19 protein-coding genes are annotated in these 20413 nt (G+C 64.7%); 13 read left to right on the top strand and 6 right to left on the bottom strand.

The window, feature by feature from the left end; translation table 11 throughout:
- Positions 1–10 precede the first annotated feature (10 nt).
- Entirely contained in the window at positions 11–1177 is a 1167-nt protein-coding gene (locus tag AB0323_RS05975) for a histidine kinase (protein WP_366176504.1), read from the bottom strand.
- A 164-nt stretch (positions 1178–1341) separates the two neighbouring features.
- Between AB0323_RS05975 and AB0323_RS05970 the strand changes: the two genes are divergently transcribed.
- Both AB0323_RS05970 and AB0323_RS05965 read left to right on the top strand, forming a co-directional pair.
- Positions 1342–1719: a DUF485 domain-containing protein gene (locus tag AB0323_RS05970; protein ID WP_366176503.1), complete on the top strand. Its 378-nt coding sequence runs from the start codon at positions 1342–1344 to the stop codon at positions 1717–1719.
- Positions 1716–3332: a cation acetate symporter gene (locus tag AB0323_RS05965; RefSeq protein WP_366176502.1), complete on the top strand. Its 1617-nt coding sequence runs from the start codon at positions 1716–1718 to the stop codon at positions 3330–3332. The genes AB0323_RS05970 and AB0323_RS05965 overlap by 4 nt, the downstream gene beginning before the upstream one ends.
- A gap of 73 nt (positions 3333–3405) precedes the next feature.
- Here AB0323_RS05965 and AB0323_RS05960 read toward each other — a convergent pair whose 3' ends face one another.
- The 3 genes from AB0323_RS05960 to AB0323_RS05950 all read right to left on the bottom strand — a co-directional run bounded on the left by AB0323_RS05960 (position 3406) and on the right by AB0323_RS05950 (position 5031).
- Positions 3406–3966 carry a hypothetical protein gene (locus AB0323_RS05960; protein ID WP_366176501.1) on the bottom strand — a complete coding sequence of 187 codons (561 nt, stop codon included), beginning with the start codon at positions 3964–3966 and terminating at the stop codon, positions 3406–3408.
- A gap of 28 nt (positions 3967–3994) precedes the next feature.
- Positions 3995–4408: a DUF4383 domain-containing protein gene (locus tag AB0323_RS05955; RefSeq protein WP_366176500.1), complete on the bottom strand. Its 414-nt coding sequence runs from the start codon at positions 4406–4408 to the stop codon at positions 3995–3997.
- Positions 4409–4545: 137 nt separating this feature from the next.
- Entirely contained in the window at positions 4546–5031 is a 486-nt protein-coding gene (locus AB0323_RS05950) for an Lrp/AsnC family transcriptional regulator (protein WP_234753072.1), read from the bottom strand.
- 246 nt (positions 5032–5277) lie between these two features.
- Here AB0323_RS05950 and pdhA point away from each other — a divergent pair, with 246 nt between their 5' ends.
- The 3 genes from pdhA to AB0323_RS05935 are packed head-to-tail and all read left to right on the top strand — an operon-like array spanning position 5278 to position 8830.
- On the top strand, positions 5278–6393 hold the full coding sequence (gene pdhA, locus AB0323_RS05945; RefSeq protein ID WP_366176577.1) for a pyruvate dehydrogenase (acetyl-transferring) E1 component subunit alpha: 1116 nt from the start codon (positions 5278–5280) through the stop codon (positions 6391–6393).
- Positions 6393–7403 carry an alpha-ketoacid dehydrogenase subunit beta gene (locus AB0323_RS05940; RefSeq protein WP_366176499.1) on the top strand — a complete coding sequence of 337 codons (1011 nt, stop codon included), beginning with the start codon at positions 6393–6395 and terminating at the stop codon, positions 7401–7403. The genes pdhA and AB0323_RS05940 overlap by 1 nt, the downstream gene beginning before the upstream one ends.
- Positions 7400–8830: a dihydrolipoamide acetyltransferase family protein gene (locus AB0323_RS05935; protein WP_366176498.1), complete on the top strand. Its 1431-nt coding sequence runs from the start codon at positions 7400–7402 to the stop codon at positions 8828–8830. The genes AB0323_RS05940 and AB0323_RS05935 overlap by 4 nt, the downstream gene beginning before the upstream one ends.
- Before the next feature lie 193 nt (positions 8831–9023).
- On the opposite strand, the gene AB0323_RS05930 is transcribed toward AB0323_RS05935, so the two are convergent.
- Positions 9024–9677, bottom strand: a complete 654-nt coding sequence (locus AB0323_RS05930) for a TetR/AcrR family transcriptional regulator (protein WP_366176497.1) — start codon at positions 9675–9677, stop codon at positions 9024–9026.
- Positions 9678–9828: 151 nt separating this feature from the next.
- On the opposite strand from AB0323_RS05930, the gene AB0323_RS05925 reads away from it, so the two are divergent.
- Genes AB0323_RS05925 through AB0323_RS05895 form a run of 7 tightly spaced genes read left to right on the top strand, consistent with a single transcriptional unit; the run spans position 9829 to position 17698 of the window.
- Positions 9829–11436: a carboxyl transferase domain-containing protein gene (locus AB0323_RS05925; RefSeq protein WP_366176496.1), complete on the top strand. Its 1608-nt coding sequence runs from the start codon at positions 9829–9831 to the stop codon at positions 11434–11436.
- Between the two features lie 4 nt (positions 11437–11440).
- On the top strand, positions 11441–13576 hold the full coding sequence (locus AB0323_RS05920) for a biotin carboxylase N-terminal domain-containing protein (RefSeq protein WP_366176495.1): 2136 nt from the start codon (positions 11441–11443) through the stop codon (positions 13574–13576).
- 2 nt (positions 13577–13578) lie between these two features.
- Positions 13579–14754 carry an acyl-CoA dehydrogenase family protein gene (locus AB0323_RS05915; RefSeq protein WP_366176494.1) on the top strand — a complete coding sequence of 392 codons (1176 nt, stop codon included), beginning with the start codon at positions 13579–13581 and terminating at the stop codon, positions 14752–14754.
- 19 nt (positions 14755–14773) lie between these two features.
- The gene (locus tag AB0323_RS05910) at positions 14774–15580 is read left to right on the top strand and encodes a CoA transferase subunit A (RefSeq protein WP_366176493.1); all 807 of its coding nucleotides are present in this window, start codon (positions 14774–14776) and stop codon (positions 15578–15580) included.
- 2 nt (positions 15581–15582) lie between these two features.
- Positions 15583–16335 (top strand): CoA transferase subunit B, encoded by a 753-nt coding sequence (locus tag AB0323_RS05905; protein ID WP_366176492.1) that lies wholly within the window; start codon positions 15583–15585, stop codon positions 16333–16335.
- Positions 16332–16865 carry a MaoC family dehydratase gene (locus tag AB0323_RS05900; RefSeq protein ID WP_366176491.1) on the top strand — a complete coding sequence of 178 codons (534 nt, stop codon included), beginning with the start codon at positions 16332–16334 and terminating at the stop codon, positions 16863–16865. The genes AB0323_RS05905 and AB0323_RS05900 overlap by 4 nt, the downstream gene beginning before the upstream one ends.
- The gene (locus AB0323_RS05895; protein WP_366176490.1) at positions 16862–17698 is read left to right on the top strand and encodes a CoA ester lyase; all 837 of its coding nucleotides are present in this window, start codon (positions 16862–16864) and stop codon (positions 17696–17698) included. The genes AB0323_RS05900 and AB0323_RS05895 overlap by 4 nt, the downstream gene beginning before the upstream one ends.
- An 18-nt stretch (positions 17699–17716) precedes the next feature.
- On the opposite strand, the gene AB0323_RS05890 is transcribed toward AB0323_RS05895, so the two are convergent.
- The gene (locus tag AB0323_RS05890; RefSeq protein WP_366176489.1) at positions 17717–19177 is read right to left on the bottom strand and encodes a lipase maturation factor family protein; all 1461 of its coding nucleotides are present in this window, start codon (positions 19175–19177) and stop codon (positions 17717–17719) included.
- A gap of 38 nt (positions 19178–19215) precedes the next feature.
- Here AB0323_RS05890 and dxr point away from each other — a divergent pair, with 38 nt between their 5' ends.
- Complete coding sequence (dxr, locus tag AB0323_RS05885) at positions 19216–20400, top strand: 1-deoxy-D-xylulose-5-phosphate reductoisomerase (protein ID WP_366176488.1); 1185 nt, start codon at positions 19216–19218, stop codon at positions 20398–20400.
- Positions 20401–20413 lie beyond the last annotated feature (13 nt).

Below are 20413 nucleotides of genomic sequence, written 5' to 3'. Positions count from 1 at the left end.
TAGATTAGCCTCAGGCATCATGGCTCGGCTGGGACTTGGGCACGCGCATGGTGATCAAGGTGCCTTCGCCCGGCGCGGTCTCGATGACGAGGCCGTGTTCGTCCCCGTAGACCTGCCGCAGGCGGGCATCGACATTCCGCAGTCCAACGTGGTCTCCGTCGGCATGCCCCGCGAGGACCGAGCGCAGGTGTTCCGGATCGATGCCCACGCCGTCGTCCTCGATGGTGACCTCCGCGAAGGCCCCGGAGTCGTTGGCACAGATCGTGATGTGCCCCGGTCCCTCCTTCGCTTCAAGCCCATGGCGCACGGCGTTCTCCACGAGCGGCTGCAGGCTCAGGAAAGGAATCACCGTGCTCAGGACTTCGGGCGCGATCCTGAGGCTCACCTGCACCCGGTCTCCGAAGCGTGCCTTCTCCAACAGCAAGTAGCGGTCGATGCTCCGAAGTTCCTCCGCCAAGGTGGTGAAATTGCCGTGGCGGCGGAAGGAATACCGGGTGAAATCCGCGAACTCGACCACCAACTCCCTTGCCCGGGCGGGGTCGGTGTTGATGAACGAGGCAATGGCGTTGAGCGAGTTGTAGATGAAGTGTGGACTGATTTGTGCGCGCAGGGCCCGGACCTCGGCCTCCATGAGCAAGGTGCGGGAAGCGTCGAGTTCGGCCAACTCCACTTGCACGGCAACCCAGTCGGCCAGCTCGCTTGTCGCCCGGACCAACCCGGCACCGGTTTGCGGGGCGAAGGCCGCGACGGCTCCCACCACGCGGTTTCCGGCCCTGATCGGCGCGACAACGGCGTTCAGCGCGTGCGAAGCCGGGACAACCACGGTCCGGCCGTCGGAGAGAACTCCCGCGGCGAGCTCCATCAGCACGGCTTTGAGTTCTTCTGCTGCGCCGTCCCATGCCAGGACGGACTCGGTGTCCGTGATCGCCAGGGCGTCGCAGCCAAGCAAGGAACGCAATTGCTTGCTCGCCTTGGCCGCTCCCGCCGCGTGGAGCCCGGTGCGCAGGTGCTGTCCCGCGCGCGACGCCGCGTGCAGCGTCTGGTACGTGGCCCTCTCGGCGTCGGTTCCCAACTCGCGGAAGGAACGGATCACCTTGAGGCCGACACCGACGACGACCGCCACGGCAAGCACGATGACCGCGATGGCGGCGGCAGTGACGAGCGGGGAATCCGGCATGGAGCAAGACTAGCGAACCCGCCGTTCGGCGCAGCAATGCGTCCACTGGGCGACGCCTATGCCGGCGAATCTGGAAGTGGCGCAGCAGCCTGGCAGATAGTGATTCCAGTCACATCGACCCGGAGCGCGTGGTCGATGTAGGCACCCCACAACAGGAGGAAGCCATGGGTAACGAGGCCCAGACACCGGACGCAGCGGCGTCCGTGGATTTCCAGGAAGTCCAGCAAACGGGGCAGTTTCAGGAGCTCCGCAAGCGCCACCGTAGTTTTGTCTTTCCAATGGCCATCGCATTCCTGCTTTGGTATTTCGCATATGTCCTGCTGGCCGACTACGCGGTGGGCTTCATGTCCACCAAGCTGTGGGGCAACATCAACGTCGGCCTGGTCCTGGGCCTGCTGCAGTTCGTCTCAACCTTCGGAATTACGGCCTGGTACGTTCACTACTCCAACCGGAAACTGGACCCGATCGCCGCGGAAATCCGTAATGAGATCGAGGGCCATGAGTTCGACAAGGGCAGCACGGTGAGGGGGACTGCGAAATGAGCGCCATGGTCCCGATGGTCAACGTCGCCGCCCTTAAGGACACCACGCTGTTGAACATGGGCATCTTCGCCCTGTTCGTCCTGGTCACCATGGTGATCGTTTTCCGGGCCAGCCGGAACAACAAAACGGCCGCCGACTACTATGCCGCCGGGCGTTCGTTCACCGGTTCGCAGAACGGCACTGCCATTGCCGGAGACTACCTCTCCGCAGCTTCCTTCCTCGGGATCACCGGGGCAATCGCTGTCAACGGCTACGACGGCTTCCTGTACTCCATCGGGTTCCTCGTCGCATGGCTTGTGGCGCTGCTGCTTGTCGCCGAACTGCTGCGCAACACGGGCAAGTTCACCATGGCCGATGTGCTTTCCTTCCGGCTGCGCCAGCGCCCGGTGCGGATCGCCGCGGCCCTCTCCACTTTGGCCGTCTGCTTCTTCTACCTGCTGGCACAGATGGCCGGCGCCGGAAGCCTCATCTCCTTGCTCCTGGGCATCAGCGACTGGGGCGGACAAGCCCTGGTGATCGTCGTCGTCGGCGCCCTCATGATCCTGTACGTGCTGATCGGAGGAATGAAGGGCACCACGTGGGTCCAGATCATCAAAGCGGTGCTGCTCATCTGCGGTGCGGCAGTCATGACACTCTGGGTGCTGTCCATCTACGGCTTCAACCTGTCGAACCTGTTGGGTGCTGCCGCGGACTCAGCAAAGAACCCCAACGTGCTGAACCCCGGCTTGCAGTACGGCAAGACCGAGACCTCCAAGCTGGACTTCCTGTCCCTGGGGTTGGCACTCGTCCTCGGCACGGCCGCCCTGCCGCACGTGCTGATGCGCTTCTACACGGTGCCCACGGCGAAGGAAGCCCGCAAATCGGTGGTCTGGTCCATTTGGCTGATCGGGTTGTTCTACCTGTTCACCCTGGTCCTCGGCTACGGCGCGGCAGCCCTCGTGGGAGCCGACACCATCAAGTCGGCCCCCGGCGGGGTGAACTCCGCTGCACCGCTCCTCGCCTTCCACCTGGGCGGCCCGTTGCTGCTGGGCTTCATCTCGGCAGTCGCATTCGCCACCATCCTTGCGGTGGTCGCCGGCCTGACCATCACGGCTGCGGCGTCGTTCGCACACGATATCTATGCGAACGTCATTTCCAAGGGCAAGGCCGACGCCGGGACCGAGGTCAAGGTGGCCCGGCGCACTGTGGTGGTCATCGGGATTCTTGCGATCCTTGGCGGTATTTTCGCCAATGGCCAGAACGTAGCCTTCCTCGTCGCGCTCGCCTTCGCGGTGGCGGCGTCAGCGAATCTGCCGACCATCGTCTACTCCCTGTTCTGGAAGAAGTTCACCACCCAGGGTGCCATTTGGAGCATGTACGGCGGACTGACGGCTGCCATCGTCCTCATTGCCTTGTCGCCCGTTGTTTCCGGTGCCAAGACGTCAATGATCCCGGGTGCCAACTTCGCGGTCTTCCCGTTGAGCAACCCGGGAATCGTGTCCATTCCATTCGCTTTCCTGCTTGGCTGGCTCGGAACCGTGGTGGACAAGCGGCGCGAAGACACGGCGAAGCAGGCCGAGATGGAAGTCCGTTCCCTGACCGGCGTAGGAGCCGAGAAAGCGGTGAACCACTAAGCGCACCGGTTCAACACAGCGATCCCTCCCGCATCCAGTGCGGGAGGGATCGCTGTTGCCGGGCAGGGAGGTCTCAGTGGTTATGGCCGCCCGGCAGAGAGTGCTCTCCATGCGGGACGGCGTGCGCTCCGGCCACCGAGGCGGCGAGCCCCGGCGTCGTAATTGCCGCGACGACGACGGCGGCGGCGAAGGCAGCCCCCAAAAGCGCACCCGCCCGTGGGGGAGCCGAGGCGGCTCCGCCGTCGTCGCGGTACCTGCGGGCGAGCCAGGCAGAGGATCCCAGGGCCATCAGGACGAGGAAAAGAGCCGCCAGGTGCCCGCCGTCGAGCACTCTTTGGGCCACGCCGGCAACCAGGAATCCAAGGTGGACCAGCACGGCCGCGAGGAGGGCGAGGGTTGTTGGCTTACGGAACCGGAGCCGCCCCCGTTGGAGGCTGGCAATCGAGCTGGCGAGCAGCGCCAGGCCCCAGGCCGCGAAGACGCCGCCCGCCCACATAAGGTTTCCCCGGCCCGAAAGGTAGCTCGATGCGATGGAAAGCTCCACGAGCCCGGCCCCCATTCCGGCGAAACACGAAAACAAGGTCAGGGAGGCCCCGGCGGTTGGTCCCACGGACGTCGCTGCTTGAGCTGACACGGACGGCTCCTTCCGGTTTCGAGGTCTTCTAGACGTGGGCCCTGGCGGTGGTGGCCCGAACCTTGTCCTGCGAGAGACCGATGCCGAGAAGCACCACTGCGCTGGCCAGGTGCAGGACGTTGTCCGCGCCGTTAAGGGCGATGATGTTCAGGGCGGAGCCCACGAGGAACAGTCCGAGGATGCCGACAAGCAAGTAGACGGCGCCGACGGTGGTGTTGACGGTCTTGGACAACGCCGTGCTGTTCATGCCCGAGTAGAGCAGGGCGGCGCCGATGGCGAGGTGGATGATGTTGTGCAGGGGGTTTACCGCAAAGATGATCAGATTGGCACCCTCGGTGGCGAAGAATCCAATTCCCGAGGTGACGAAGAATCCAACGACACCCACGAGCAGGTAGACGGCTCCAAAGATGGTGGCGATCAGGCGGTTGGGCGAAGTGCGCATGGTCCAAACCTTCCGGTATGGCCGGTTTAGTATCCGGCCTGTGGTTGAAACCCCGGACGGGGCTCTCAACCAGATATTCGGACCACCAAGGAGTATGGATGGGTGCGATGGGGCGAATATTTTCCAGCTTGTCCGGCTCAGCCGGTGCGGAGGGCCGTCTTGGTGTTGCGGTTCAACAACGGCTGCACCCGGAAGGGAATCAACTCGCCCATGGACATGGCGGTGTCCGTTCGTTCCACTCCGTCGCACGCAAGGATCTTGCCGTTGATCCGGAACAAATCCTCGGCGTCGAGCGCAACCACCCGCAGCAGCAGGTCAGCTGATCCGGTCAGGCCGTACCCCTCCAGGATTTCCGGGATTTCGGCGAGGTCCAAGGCAAGCTGCCCAAGCTTTTGCTGCTGCACATGCACCGAGATGAACGCCATGAGGGGATAGCCGAGGGCTGCAGGGTTGATGCGCCGTTCGAAGGAGAGAAACGCATGCTTCTTCTCCAGTTGGGCCATCCGCGCCTGGACCGTATTCCGCGATAGTCCCAGCTTCTGCGCCAGGGCGACAACCGTGCCGCGGGGGTCCTTCGCCATGGCTGAAAGCAGGCGCGTGTCGGTGCCATCTAAAGCTTGCATAATGCGCAACGTTAGCACGGTGAAGGCCACCCAGATAGGGCAGAATGCGCAGAATTTTCAACGGTGGTTGTACCCAATGAGCATTGTGAGTAGGGTCACAATTAATCTAGGCGACGACGCCCGGATGCTGGCCCGCGGGTGGATCACAAGTCCCTCCAAGGGCCTGCGAGCACGAGCTGAAAGGTGCGATCAACTGTGTTGACGGACGAACCCGGCCAGGACGCCTACAAGGCTTCGAATCCCGGAATCAGTGCAGCAAGCCCGCGTCGGACCGGCGGGGATCTGGTCCAATTGGTTTCCCCGGAAGGGGAACGCATCAGCCACCCGGAGTTCGATCTCTGGGTCAGCGATGTCACGGACGAGCAACTGTGCTCGCTGTATGAGGACATGATGGTCATCCGCCGTATCGACGCCGAGGCCACCGCCTTGCAGCGTCAGGGCGAGCTCGCCTTGTGGCCGCCGCTGCTAGGCCAGGAAGCATCGCAGATCGGTGCGGGCCGGGCCCTCCGGGACGACGACTTTGTCTTCCCGAGCTACCGGGACAACGGCGTTGCCTACTGCCGCGGTGTGGAACCAACGGACTTGGTCCGGGCCTGGCGCGGCAACGCTTCGTCCGGTTGGGACCCGTACCGTCACAACATTGCCACCCAGCAGATCATCATCGGTTCGCAATCGCTGCACGCAACCGGCTACGCCATGGGCATCCAGCACGACGGAGCAGACTCAGTCGCAGTTGCATTCTTCGGCGACGGCGCCACGAGCGAAGGCGATGTCAACGAGGCAATGGTCTTTGCGGCGAGCTTCCAGGTGCCCGTGGTATTCATCTGCCAGAACAACCACTGGGCCATCTCCGAACCCGTCCGGATTCAGTCCCACATCCAGATCGCCGACCGTGCTTCCGGCTTCGGGATCCCCAGCATGCGGGTGGACGGGAACGACGTCCTGGCTGTTTTGGCCGTCACCCGTATTGCGCTGGACCGGGCCCGCAAGGGCGGCGGACCTACGTTCATTGAAGCGGTGACCTATCGCATGGGCCCGCACACGACGGCGGATGATCCCACACGCTACCGCGACGCCAATGAGCTTGAGGACTGGGCTGCAAAGGACCCGATTGCCCGGCTCAAGGCGCTGCTTCGCACCAAGGGCCTCCTGACGGAAGAGGTCGAAGCCAAGACCCAGGCCAAAGCGGACGAGGTGGCAAGGAGCCTGCGGGCAGGAGTCATCAACATGCCCGATCCCGCGCCGCTTGACCTCTTCAAGCACGTGTACAGCACGCCCAACTCCTGGATCGAACGCCAGAAGGACCACTACTCCCGCTATCTGGAAAGCTTCAGCGGATCAACCCAGGAAGGTGCACTCTGATGAGCAAGCTGACCTTCGCCCGCGCCATCAACGCCGGCCTGCGCAAGTCCCTCGAAAACGATCCCAAAGTTGTCCTCATGGGTGAGGACATTGGAGCGCTCGGCGGCGTCTTCCGGGTCACCGACGGCCTGCAGAAGGACTTCGGCAAACACCGGGTCGTTGACACCCCCTTGGCCGAATCCGCGATTATCGGCACCGCCGTCGGATTGGCCTACCGCGGCTACCGGCCGGTCTGCGAAATCCAATTCGATGGCTTCATCTACCCGGCTTTCGACCAGATCGTCAGCCAGGTAGCCAAGATGCACTACCGGACACAGGGCCGCGTCAAGATGCCCATCACCATCCGGGTTCCCTTCGGCGGCGGAATCGGTTCACCCGAGCACCACTCCGAGTCCCCGGAAGCCTACTTCACCCACACCTCGGGCCTCCGCGTCATCAGCGTCTCCAACCCGCAGGATGCCTACACCATGATCCAGCAGGCCATCGCCTCGGACGATCCGGTGCTGTACTTCGAGCCAAAGCGCCGCTACCACGACAAGGGCGAAGTGGATGAGACGGCAGATCTTTCCACGGCGCTGTCCATGGAGAAGGCCAGGGTGGTCACACCAGGCAGCGACGTCACCTTGGTGGCGTACGGCCCGCTCGTGAAAACCGCGAACGACGCAGCCATGGCCGCCGCCGACGAAGGAGTCTCCGTGGAGGTAATCGACCTGCGCTCGCTGGCCCCGATCGACTTCCAGGCAGTGGAAGCATCCGTCCGCAAGACCGGCAGGCTTGTCGTCACCCATGAGGCTGCGCAGTCCGGCGGACTCGGTGCCGAAATCGCCGCCAGCATCACCGAGCGCTGCTTCAACTACCTCGAATCGGCGCCCGTCCGGATCACGGGATTCGACATCCCGTACCCGTACTCAAAGCTCGAGATGCACCACCTGCCGGATCTGGACAGGATCCTCGACGGCGTGGACCGGGCACTGGGCCGCGGCAACTCCCTGAGCGGGCTGGAAGGATGAGCGCCATCATGATCAAGGAATTCAGGCTGCCCGACCTCGGCGAGGGACTCACTGAGTCGGAAATTCTCAGCTGGAAGGTTGCGGTGGGGGACACCGTGACCTTGAACCAGGTCATTGCCGAGGTCGAGACGGCCAAGGCCGTGGTTGAGTTGCCTTCGCCCTTCGCGGGAACCGTCGCCGCTTTGCACGAACAGGCCGGTTCGGTTGTCGAGGTCGGCAAGCCGATCGTCTCGTTCGAAGTCGACGACGCCGGAGCCCCGCCTTCCGCTGTTGCCGGTTCCGACGAGGTCGCCTCCAGTGAGGTCGCCTCCACGGAAAGCCCGGCGGAGTCAGCGGCAAAACGCGAACCGAACCTCGTAGGCTATGGCGCCGTCGTCGACAAATCCGGACGCCCGGCGCGGCGCCAGCGGATGTTTGCCGGCGCCCCCGGACGCGAACCGGTCCGGGAACCCGTTCCCGCCGTCGAACCCGTTCGCGCTGTCGAAACCATCGCACCGCCCGCGGTTCCAAGCGGTCCGGCAGTGGAGCACGAGCGTCCACGGTCCACGCCTCCGGTCCGCAAACTGGCACGGGATCTTGGAATCGACCTCGAACTGGTCGAGGGAACCGGACCAGGAGGGCTCATCACCCGCTCGGACGTCCAGGAGTTCGCGGCCGGGTCCCAGGCACCGGTCTCCGTTTCCGAGACCGCGCCCGCCGCCGCGCCCGCCGTCGGGGTTTCCGCTGAACGCGAGACGCGCACCCCCATCAAGGGAGTCCGCAAGTTCACGGCCGCTGCCATGGTGCAAAGCGCATTCACGGCGCCGCACGTGACGGAGTTCCTGACCATCGATGTCACGCCCACCATGGAACTGCTGACGCGGCTCAAGGCCAGTCGCGAGTTTGCCGGGTACAAGCTCACGCCGTTGACCATCGCCGCGAAGGCGGTGTTGATAGCCCTGCGCAGGAACCCGACGCTGAACTCCCGCTGGGACGAAGCTGCGCAGGAGATCGTGCAGTTCAACTACGTGAACCTGGGTATCGCGGCAGCCACGCCCCGGGGCCTGACTGTTCCCAACATCAAAGACGCGGACAAGATGACGCTGCTGGAACTGTCCGCGGCTCTGTCCGAACTCACGGACACGGCACGATCAGGCAAGACCTCCCCGGCAGACCTGATGGGCGGGACCATCTCGATTACGAACATCGGCGTGTTCGGGATCGACGCCGGAACCCCCATCCTGAATCCGGGCGAGGCAGCCATCGTGGCGCTGGGATCGGTGCGCAAAGCTCCTTGGGTTCACAACGACGAACTAGCGGTGCGCCAGGTGATGTCCCTGAGCCTGTCCTTCGACCACCGGCTGGTGGACGGCGAACAAGGCTCGAAATTCCTGGCCGATTTGGGCGCGATCCTGTCCGACCCTGCAACCGTCATGACGATGATCTAGAGGGGGCTTTCCGACGACGCTCGCTCACGTATGTCGTGTTTCTGGGGGACGCTCGCTCACGTATGTCGTGTTTCTGGGGGACGCTCGCTCACGTATGTCGTGTTTCTGGGGGACGCTCGCTCACGTATACAAAGGACAGTCCCGGGGGTTGGCCGTGGAGCGCACATTGGTGAGCGGGCGTCGAACTGGCCAGCTAGCGCACCGTCAAGGCCGCCAGTGCCATGCGTTCGAGGATCGGCCGGGCGCTTTTCACGGCCATGCGTCGTCCGTGGTGCCGGACCGAGTGGGGAGTCGAGTTGATGAGGCCGAAGGCTGCGTGGGCGCGGACCCGTAGCTCGGCAGGATCCGTGTCGGGGTGCAGTTCGCTGAGCACTCCCACCCACAGTTCCACGTAGTTGCGCTGCAGGGTGCGGACTTCGGCCTGGTCGGAGTCGCTGAGGTTGCTGAAATCGCGGTCCTGGACCCGGATGACATCGGGATTGCTGAGGGCGAAGTCCACATGGAACTCCACCAGTCCGCGCAAGGCAGCTTCGGCGTCGGGGGCCTCGGACGCCACGGTGCGGCCGCCGTCGAGCAGATTCCGGCTCACGCTCAACAGCAGCTCGGCCAGCACGGCCTGCTTTCCCGGGAAATGCCGGTACACCGCCGGGCCGCTGACTCCCGCCGCGGCGCCCAGGTCCTCAAGGGACACGCGGTTGAAACCGTCCGCGGCGAACAACCCGGCTGCGGCGGTCAGGAGGGCCTTGCGCCGCGTTTCCTTGGCTTGGCTTCTTTGGGTCGGGGCGTCTAGCTTGGGACTCCGCGGGCTTGGGCCGTCCTGCTGGGAGCTCCGCTGGAAGGTGACCACAATTCCTCCTTTTGCACGCGTCCAGTTCAGCGCCGATACCGGGATGGGCCCGGTGCGGAGGTGATGGACAACACAGTTAATAGAGACTAACCTAAATTCCAGTTATGCGGTACTAACTGAGATGGCCTTGGGCCGGGATGGGACACAGTCGATGGAGACACTCGCCAGCCAGCTGGATACCAGCAGCGAGCAGTTCGCGGCCAACGCGGAAGCGCAGCTGTCACTCGTGCACGAGCTGAAGAAGCGCCTTGCCGTGGCGGCCCTGGGCGGCCCGGAAAAGTCCCGTCAGCGCCATCTTGAGCGGGGCAAGTTGTTGCCGCGCGAGCGCATCAACTATTTGCTGGACGAGGGAAGCCCGTTCCTGGAGATCGCCCCGCTGGCGGCCAACGGGATGTACAACGATGACTCGCCGGGTGCCGGGGTGATTGCGGGCATCGGCCTCGTCCATGGCCGCCAGGTGATGGTGGTTTCCAACGACGCCACGGTCAAGGGCGGGACGTATTACCCCATGACGGTGAAGAAGCACCTCCGGGCCCAGGAAATCGCCTTGGAGAACCGGCTGCCGTGCGTCTACCTCGTGGATTCCGGGGGAGCGTTCCTGCCCAAGCAGGACGAAGTGTTCCCGGACAAGGAGCACTTTGGCCGGATCTTCTTCAACCAGGCGAAGATGTCCGCGGCGAAGATCCCGCAGATCGCCTCGGTCATGGGGTCCTGCACGGCCGGCGGGGCCTACGTTCCTGCCATGAGCGATGAGACCGTGATTGTCCGCAACCAGGGCACCATCTTCCTGGGCGGGCCACCCCTGGTGAAGGCGGCCATCGGGGAGATCGTCACGGCCGAGGAACTCGGCGGCGGGGACGTCCACTCAAGGATTTCCGGTGTGACGGACCACTTGGCCGAAAACGACGAGCATGCCCTGCAGATTGTCCGCGATATCGTCTCCACCCTGCCCAAGCCGGCCGCCCCGGCGTGGGACGTGGACACCACCGTCGAGCCCGTAGTGGAGCCGGGCGAGATCTATGGCGCCGTTCCCACGGACGTCAATGCGCAATACGACGTCCGCGAAGTCATCGCCCGGCTCGTGGACGGCTCGAGGTTCCACGAGTTCAAGAAGAACTACGGTTCCACCCTGGTGACCGGGTTCGCGAAGCTGCACGGCCACCCGGTGGGCATCGTGGCCAACAACGGCGTGTTGTTCAGCGAGTCTGCGCTCAAGGGCGCGCACTTCATTGAACTGTGCGACCAGCGCGGCATCCCGCTGGTCTTCCTGCAGAACCTTTCGGGCTTCATGGTCGGGAAGGACTACGAGCACGGCGGCATCGCCAAGAACGGCGCCAAGATGGTCACCGCCGTGGCCACCGCCCGCGTGCCCAAACTGACTGTGGTGATCGGCGGTTCCTTCGGTGCCGGGAACTACTCGATGTGCGGCCGGGCCTACTCCCCGCGCTTCCTGTGGATGTGGCCGGCGTCCCGGATTTCGGTCATGGGCGGGAACCAGGCCTCGAGCGTGCTGGCCACCGTCAAACGGGACCAGTACGAGGCCCGCGGCGAGGAATGGTCCGCCGAGGACGAGGAAGCCTTCAAGGCTCCCATCAAACAGCAGTACGAGGACCAAGGCAGCCCGTATTACTCCACCGCCCGGCTCTGGGACGACGGCATCATCGACCCCGCAGACACCCGGCGCGTGCTGGGCATGGCCCTGGACGTCGTCTCCCGCCAACCCCTGCCGGAAACCTCCTTCGGCCTCTTCCGGATGTGACCCCATGACAATCAACTCCTTCGACACCGTCCTTGTCGCCAACCGCGGCGAAATCGCCTGCCGCGTGATCCGCACCCTCAAGGCCATGGGCATCCGTTCGGTGGCGGTCTATTCAGACGCCGACGCCGGTGCCCGCCACGTGCGCGAAGCCGACGCTGCCGTCCGGATCGGCACAGCCGCGGCGGCGGACAGTTATCTGCGGATTGACGCGATCATCGAAGCTTGCCTGCAAAGCGGCGCCCAAGCCGTCCACCCGGGCTATGGGTTCCTCGCCGAAAACGTGGAGTTCGCCAAGGCCCTGGATGCCGCCGGTATCGCGTTCATCGGCCCGGGCATTGACGCCATCGAGATCATGGGCGACAAGATCCGGTCCAAGAACCACGTCATGTCCTACGGCGTCCCCTGTGTTCCGGGCATCGCCGAACCCGGGTTGAGCGACGAGGCCCTGATCGAGGCGGCGCCAGGCGTCGGCTTCCCGCTGCTCATCAAGCCTTCGGCCGGGGGCGGCGGCAAGGGCATGCACATCGTGGAGCGGCCCGAGGACATGGCGGCCACGCTGCTGACGGCCCGCCGCGTGGCGGCGAGCGCCTTCGGTGATGACACCCTGTTCCTCGAGCGGCTCATCCAGTCGCCCCGGCACATCGAGGTCCAGGTCCTCGCCGACAACCACGGCAACGTCATCCACCTCGGCGAACGCGAATGCTCGCTCCAGCGGCGCCACCAGAAAGTCATCGAGGAAGCACCGTCCCCCTTGCTGGAGTCCCTGGCAAATGGGGCAGAGGTCAGGGCCCGGATAGGCGAGGCCGCCTGCCAGGCTGCCCGGAGCGTCAAGTACAGCGGTGCGGGCACGGTCGAGTTCCTCGTCTCGGACCAGGACCCGGAGCACTTCTTCTTCATGGAGATGAACACCCGCCTCCAGGTGGAGCACCCGGTCACGGAAATGGTGACGGGCGTCGACCTTGTCGAATGGCAAGTGCGCATCGCCGCAGGTGAGGTCCTCACGGTGGCGCAGTCCGACGTCGTGCTTGACGGCCACGCGGTGGAGGCGCGCGTCTACGCGGAGGTGCCCGAACGCGGTTTCATGCCATCCATCGGCGAGATCGTGACGCTCCGGGAACGGGCAAGCAGCGATCCACACGTCCGCGTCGACTCCGCCATGCTTCCCGGACTGTCCGTCACCGGCGACTACGATCCTATGCTCGCGAAGGTCATTGCCTGGGGCCCGGACCGCAAAGCCGCGCTGGACACCCTTGACCACGCACTGGGGGACTACACGCTGCTGGGCGTGCACACGAACGTTGAGTACTTGCGGCTCCTGATCAACGACGACGACGTCCGCGCGGGCCGCCTCGATACCGGCCTGATCGAGCGCAAGCTGCAAGGGATGGAATTCCGTCAAGTGACCGACGTCGAGCTGATCGCCGCAGCGATGTTGAACCGCTCAGAACTGCTCGGACGTTCAGAACCGGCTCCGGCCGGGGCGGCAGCCCCCTGGAACACCGCCGATGGCTGGCGCGTCGGCGCCCCCGCTCCGTGGAAGACCACCATCGGACGTCCCGACGGCGGCCTGGCCACCGTGGGGCTGACTGTTGACGGGCCCGGCTTCACGGCGCGCGTGGATAACGGCGTCGAGCACTCTGCCGCCCTGCGACCGGGATCCGCCGGGCATGCGGTATTGGTGCTCGACGGCGTTGAGCACCAATTCGCGCACGGCTCACCGTCTCCGGGGCGTGAGGTGCGGGAACTTTGGCTGGGCAGCGACGGCTGGTCCTGCAGGCTGGAGATCCTGGACCGTGAGGCCCGGCTCCAACGCATCCTCGCGGGCATCCAGCGCGAAGAAGGCGCGGCGGATCCCGAAGTCCGGTCTCCCATGCCGGGAACCGTCGTTTCCGTTTCGGTGCACAACGGCGATCACGTGGAATCCGGCGACGTCCTCCTCTCCGTGGAGGCAATGAAGATGGAACACCAGCTGGTGGCCTCAGTGTCCGGCACCGTGCACCTCGCCAGCAAGACCGGGGACCTCGTCAAGGCCGACCAAGTCCTCGCCACCATCCATGTGGCGGCAGAACCCGCCCCTGAAGCCACAGCGGAACCGGCCCCTGAAGTTACAGCAGAAAACCAGAAAGACGAGGAAGTCTAGCCATGGCAAGTTTTGAACTCACCGAGGAATACCAGGACCTGAGCGACTCCGTCCGGGAATTCGCCGACGAGGTAGTGGCCCCGGTGTCCACCAAGCACGACGAGGAACACAGCTTCCCGTACGAGGTGGTCAAGCAGATGGGCGAGATGGGCCTCTTCGGACTGCCCTTCCCCGAAGAGTTCGGCGGCATGGGCGGGGACTACTTCGCGCTCGCCCTCGCGCTGGAACAGCTGGGCAGGGTGGACCAGTCGGTGGCGATCACCCTCGAAGCGGGCGTCTCGCTCGGCGCCATGCCGGTGTACCGCTTCGGCACCCAGGAGCAGAAGGAACACTGGCTGCCGCAGCTGACCTCGGCCGAAGCGCTCGCAGGCTTCGGCCTGACCGAGCCGGAAGCCGGCTCGGACGCTGGAGGCACCAAAACGCACGCCCACCTGGAGGGCGTCGGAGACGCAAAAAACTGGGTCATCAACGGCAACAAGGAGTTCATCACCAACTCCGGGACCGACATCACCCGGCTCGTCACCGTTACCGCAGTCACCGGGCAGCACGAACGCAAGGACGGGAGCATCAAGAAGGAAATCTCCACCATCCTGGTTCCCACCGACACGCCCGGTTTCACCGCGGAAAAGGCCTACAACAAGGTGGGCTGGAACGCCTCCGACACCCACCCGCTGACACTGAACAACGTCCGGGTACCCGAAGAGAACCTGCTCGGCGTCCGGGGACGGGGTTACGCGAACTTCCTGTCGATCCTGGACGAAGGCCGGATCGCCATCGCCGCGCTCGCCACCGGTGCGGCCCAGGGCTGCGTCGACTTGTCCGTGAAATACGCCAAGGAACGCATGGCCTTTGGGCAGAACATCGGCAAGTACCAGGCCATCCAGTTCAAGATCGCCCGCATGCAGGCACGGGCCCACACTGCGCGACTGGCCTACTACGACGCTGCCGCGAGGATGCTCGGCGGCAAGCCGTTCAAGACCGAAGCGGCCATCGCTAAGATGGTCGCAGGCGAGGCAGCCATGGACAACGCACGGGACGCCACCCAGGTGTTCGGTGGCTATGGCTTCATCAACGAATTCACGGTGGCACGCCACTACCGCGACTCCAAGATCCTGGAAGTCGGGGAAGGCACCACCGAGGTCCAGTTGATGCTCATCGCCCGCGAGCTGGGCCTTTAACCGTCAGGGAAGGTAAACGATGATTGACAAAGTTGTTGCCAGCGCCGCGGAAGCGGTGAAGGACATCCACGACGGCGCCTCTCTCGCCGTCGGCGGGTTCGGCTTGTGCGGTATCCCGGTGGCGCTGATCGATGCGCTCCACGATCAAGGCACCAAGGACCTTGAAACAGTCAGCAACAACTGCGGCGTGGACGACTGGGGCCTGGGCATCCTGCTGAGGGACGGGCGTATCCGCCGGACCATCAGTTCCTATGTCGGTGAGAACAAGGAGTTCGCACGGCAGTACCTTGCCGGCGAGCTTGAGGTGGTCCTCACCCCGCAAGGCACCCTGGCCGAGAAACTGCGCGCCGGCGGCGCGGGCATTCCCGCGTTCTTCACGGCGGCCGGCGTCGGGACACAGGTCTCGGAAGGCGGCCTTCCGCAAAAGTACGACGGCGACGGCAACGTGGCGATCGCGTCCTCACCCAAGGAAGTGCGCACCTTCAACGGCGCGGACTATGTCCTGGAGGAATCCCTGACACCCGATTTCGGACTGGTCCACGCCTGGAAGGGCGACCGGCACGGGAACCTCGTCTTCCATGCGACGGCCATGAACTTCAATCCGCTGTGTGCCATGGCGGCCCGGATCACCATCGCCGAGGTCGAGGAGCTTGTGGAACCCGGCGAACTCGATCCGCAACATATCCATACTCCGGGCATCTTCGTCCACCGGGTTGTGCTCGCACCGGACACCGAGAAGCGCATCGAAAAGCGGACCGTCGCGTTGACCCCAGCGTCCGCGTTGACCCCGGCGTCTGCGGGCTCAACCGAGCAGGCAGGAGCGTAGCCATGGAATCGAACATCACCCAGGATGTGCCGCCGCGTCCCGAGGCCGTCAGGCACGAGTACCGCCGCGCCGGTGCCGAACACCACGAGGGCAAAGGCTGGACGCGGAACGAACTGGCCGCCCGGGTAGCCCGCGAACTCAGCAACGGGCAATACGTCAACCTCGGGATCGGGATGCCCACCCTGATTCCGAACTACATCCCCGAGGGGGTCGAGGTGATCCTGCATTCCGAGAACGGGATCCTTGGCGTCGGCCCCTACCCGGCCGAGGACGCCGTTGACCCCGATCTGATCAACGCTGGCAAGGAAACTGTCACCGTCAATGCGGGCGCCGCGTTCTTTGACTCGGCTACCTCGTTCGGCATGATCCGCGGCGGACATGTGGACGTCGCAGTGCTTGGCGCGATGGAAGTCGCGGCCAACGGGGACCTGGCCAATTGGATGATCCCGGGCAAGATGGTCAAGGGCATGGGCGGCGCCATGGATCTGGTCTTCGGCGCCAAACGGGTGATCGTCATGATGGAGCACGTGGACCGCAACGGCAAGCCCAAGATCGTCAAGGAATGCTCGTTGCCCGTCACGGGGAAGGGCTGCGTGGACCGGATCATCACCGACCTTGCCGTGATCGATGTCGTCTCCGAGGGCGGAGTCTCCAGGCTCGTCCTGCGCGAGTTGGCACCGAATGTCTCTGCCGAGGACGTGGCCGCCGCGACCGGCGTCGAGCTTTTCGAAGAGGACCAGGAGTTGACTGTATGACCGCGGGCGCCGAGTCCCGGGTCCCCGAGCCGCGCATTATCGAACAGCGCGGGCTGTACTTTGAGGAGCTTGAGGAAGGTGTTGTCTACGCCCACAGGCCCGGGCGGACAGTCACTGAAACGGACAACGTCCTGTTCACTACGCTGACGATGAACACCCAGGCCCTGCACCTGGACGCGGCCTGGAGCGCCACGCAGCCCTTCGGGCAGAGGCTCATGAACTCGATGTTCACCTTGTCCACCATGGTGGGACAGTCCGTGACGCAACTGACCCAAGGCACCATCATCGCCCAGCTGGGCCTTACCGACGTGTCTTTCCCGCACCCGCTCTACCATGGTGACACCCTCTACACGGAGACTGTGGTCGCCGGGAAACGGGAGTCGTCCTCGCGTCCCGGGCAGGGCGTCGTGACCATGAAACACACCGGGCGCAACCAGGACGGCACGGTGGTGGCTTTGGCCACGAGGGCGTGCCTCATGTGGACCCGGACCGCGCATCTGGAGGCGCAACAGAGGACAATCAATACATGACCTTCACCATGGGCCCCGCTTTGCTTTTCTGTCCAGCCGACCGTCCGGAACGGTTCCAAAAGGCCGCCGAGCGTTCCGACGCCGTCATAGTTGACCTTGAGGACGCCGTCGCGCCCGCAGACAAGAAACGGGCCCGGGGCGCCATCCTCGCCCAGCTCGGCTCGGGTGGGGAGACCGCTGAACTCGACCCCAGCCGCACGATTGTGCGCGTCAATCCGGTGGGCACCCCGGACTTCGAGAAGGACCTGCACTGCCTCGCGCACACCCCTTACCGCACTGTCATGCTGGCCAAGGCCGAGACGGTCGAACAGCTGAAGGCACTTGAGGGCTACCACGTGATCGCCCTGTGCGAGACGGCCAAGGGAATTATCAACGCGAGCGAGATCGCCCAGGCACCCAACGTCGTCGCACTAATGTGGGGTGCCGAGGACCTGATTGCCTCCATGGGCGGCGCCTCGAGCCGCAAGGACGACGGCGGCTACCGCGCCGTCGCAACGCACTCCCGTTCCGCGGTGCTGCTCGCCGCCAAAGCCGCGGGCAAGGAGGCCATCGACGCGGTCTACGTCGACATTCCCGACCTCGCCGGTCTGGCTGTGGAATCCGCCGACGCCGTAGCCAGCGGATTCGGTGCCAAGGCCTGCATCCACCCGAGCCAGGCCGCAGTGGTCCGCGAAGCCTATGCACCCTCGCCGGAGGCAGTCGCAGGGGCCCGGGAACTGCTTGATGCTGCCGCTGCGGCTGGAACCGGCGTGTTCCAGCACAAGGGCAAAATGGTGGACGGACCCATCCTGAAACACGCTGAATCCACGCTGCGTAGGGCCCGGCTTTCCTGAAAGTTGTTCCGGCCCGGTCTATTGCCCGCGTCGTCGGGACGTTGGCAGGGACAACGGCGCGATGACCTCGTAGAGCTCCATCCGGATCCAGCGCTGGCCTGTTTCGCGGAACTCGGCCCTCGTGGCGAAGCGGTACAGGAAGCTGCGGGCCCGCACCCAACGCGGCCGTGCGCCGTCGAACGGGTCCCGGCCCAACAAGCGCAAGGTGGGCGGATCGGCGTCGAGCAGCTTGGCGAGGAACGCGTAGAACCATTCCTCGTGCACCGTGCGCAAGGGCAGGAACCACATCAACCAGTCCAGGCGCAGGTGGTACGGCGCCCATTGCCGGGGCAGCTGGTGGACGTCGCCGGGCTTGCCTTTGAAGCCGTATTCGCGCCAGTCGGCCTCATCGACGGGAACGTCGGCCTGGGTGCCTTCCACCACAATTTCCACCCGGTGGCGCGTCACCGTACCGAACGCCCCATAGGTGTTGACCAATTGCCAGCGGTTGAAACTGGCGTTCATGAGCTGTTCCCGCGAGAGCAGGTTGCGGACGGGCCAATAGCTGAGGACCACGAGGAGCACCGTCACCGCGAGTACGACGGCGAGCCACCACACCGGGGTCTGAGCCGTGGCAGGGTACCGCTGTTGCGGTATGAAGGGCAGCACAGCATGGGCCACCGGGTCGCTCACCGCGGCGAAGGCAAGCACGATCGCGGACCAGTTAAGCCATGCGAAGTTACCGGTCCCCACAAGCCAGAGCTGCGTGAAGACCACGATGCCTGCGGCGATGGTGGCCAGTGGCTGCGGAGCGAACAGGAAGAACGGCACCACCAGCTGGGCGAAGTGGTTGCCGAGCACTTCCATGCGGTGCAGTGGCTTAGGCAGGAGGTGCGCCTGGCGGCTCAACGGCCCGGGCATGGGCTGCGTCTCGTGGTGGTAGTACAGGGCGGTTAAATCACGCCACTCGCTTCCGCCATGGATCTTGATCATGCCCGCCCCGAATTCCAGCCTGAACAGCAGCCACACGAGCAGGACCAGGATGGTCTTCGGAGGGGGAGTCTGCTCCGAACCGAGGAAGGCCACAGTGAAGCCCATTTCCAGCAGCAGCATCTCCCAGCCGAAGCTATAGAAGGTCTGGCCGACGTTGACGATGGACATGTAGAGCAACCAGAGCGCCAAGTACGCCAGCATCGGGACCCATGGCGGGCCCAGCTGCGGCAGCCCGCCCACGAGCGCGAGGGAAAGGGCAAGCCCGGCAGCGCAAACGGCGCGGAGCAACGTGTCCGAATACTTCCAGCGGAACAGGCTGGGCCTGCGCAAGACCCTGGGGCCGTCCACGTACCTCGGGACAGGCAGGAGCCCGTGTTCGCCAAGGAGCGCGGGAAACTGGTTGAGGCTGGACAGGAACGCGATGAAATAGAGCGCGGCCGTGCCACGCTGGAGCACCTGCCGGGCGAATTCATAGTCCGGCGCCTCGAACCACGAGACCCAGTCCACAAACCAACGCTACGCCTGGGGTGCGGGATACTTAAGCAATGCAGCCGCGCAAAATCATCCTCCTCGGGTCCACTGGTTCCATCGGTACACAGGCGATTGACGTCGTCGACGCCGCTCCCCACCGGTTCGAGGTCGTGGCACTGAGCGCGGGCGGCGGGAATCTGGAACTCCTCGCCCAGCAGGCCGTCCATACCAAGGCCCAGGCAGTCGGCATCGCCTACGGCGACGCCCACGAACTCCAGAAACTCATCGCCGCCGCCGCCTCCGCCGCCGGTCTACGGAACTACGATCCGGCGATCATCACGGGACCGGATGCGGCCACCAAGATCGCCGCGATCGAAGCGGACGTCGTGCTCAACGGCATCACGGGGTCGATCGGCCTGGCACCGACGCTCGCAGCATTGAAGTCCGGCGCCATCCTGGCCTTGGCGAATAAGGAATCCCTGATCGTGGGCGGTGCGCTGGTGAAGGCCGCCGCGGCCGTTGACCAGATCGTGCCTGTTGATTCCGAGCATTCGGCCATTGCTCAATGCCTTCGCGCGGGAACCGACAATGAAGTTGAGAGGCTTATCCTGACGGCTTCCGGCGGACCTTTCCGGGGCCGCAGTCGGGCACAACTCCGCGGCGTCACCCCGGCCGAGGCCCTTGCGCACCCCACGTGGGACATGGGCCTGATGGTCACCACCAACTCGGCCAGCCTGGTCAACAAGGGCCTGGAGGTCATCGAAGCGCATCTGCTCTTCGACGTCCCGTTGGACAGGATCGACGTCGTGGTCCACCCGCAATCCGTGGTGCACTCCATGGTGGAGTTCGTGGACGGCTCCATCATTGCCCAGGCTTCTCCGCCGGACATGCGGTTGCCTATCGCGCTGGGACTCGGTTGGCCGGACCGCGTGCCCCGCGCCGCCAAGGCCTGCGACTGGAGCCAGGCCACGAGTTGGACGTTCGAGCCCCTTGACTCGGCGGCCTTCCCGGCCGTGGAGCTGGCCAAGGACGCCGCGAAGCAGGGGAGCACCTTTCCGGCGGTTTTCAACGCGGCCAACGAGGAAGCCGTTGAGGCCTTCCATGCCGGCCGGATCCGCTTCACCGACATCGTGGACACGGTGGAGTCCGTCCTCAGCGAACATTCAGGATCCTTGGAGCTGACAGTGGACTCTGTGTTGGATGCTGAGAGGTGGGCACGCACGCGCACCCATGATCGTTTAGCCAACAGCACCCTTTAGGAAGCAGTACTTA

Source organism: Arthrobacter sp. NPDC080031 (assembly GCF_040702485.1).
GTDB lineage: Bacteria > Actinomycetota > Actinomycetes > Actinomycetales > Micrococcaceae > Arthrobacter.
This window is presented reverse-complemented; position numbering and strand designations above follow the sequence as displayed.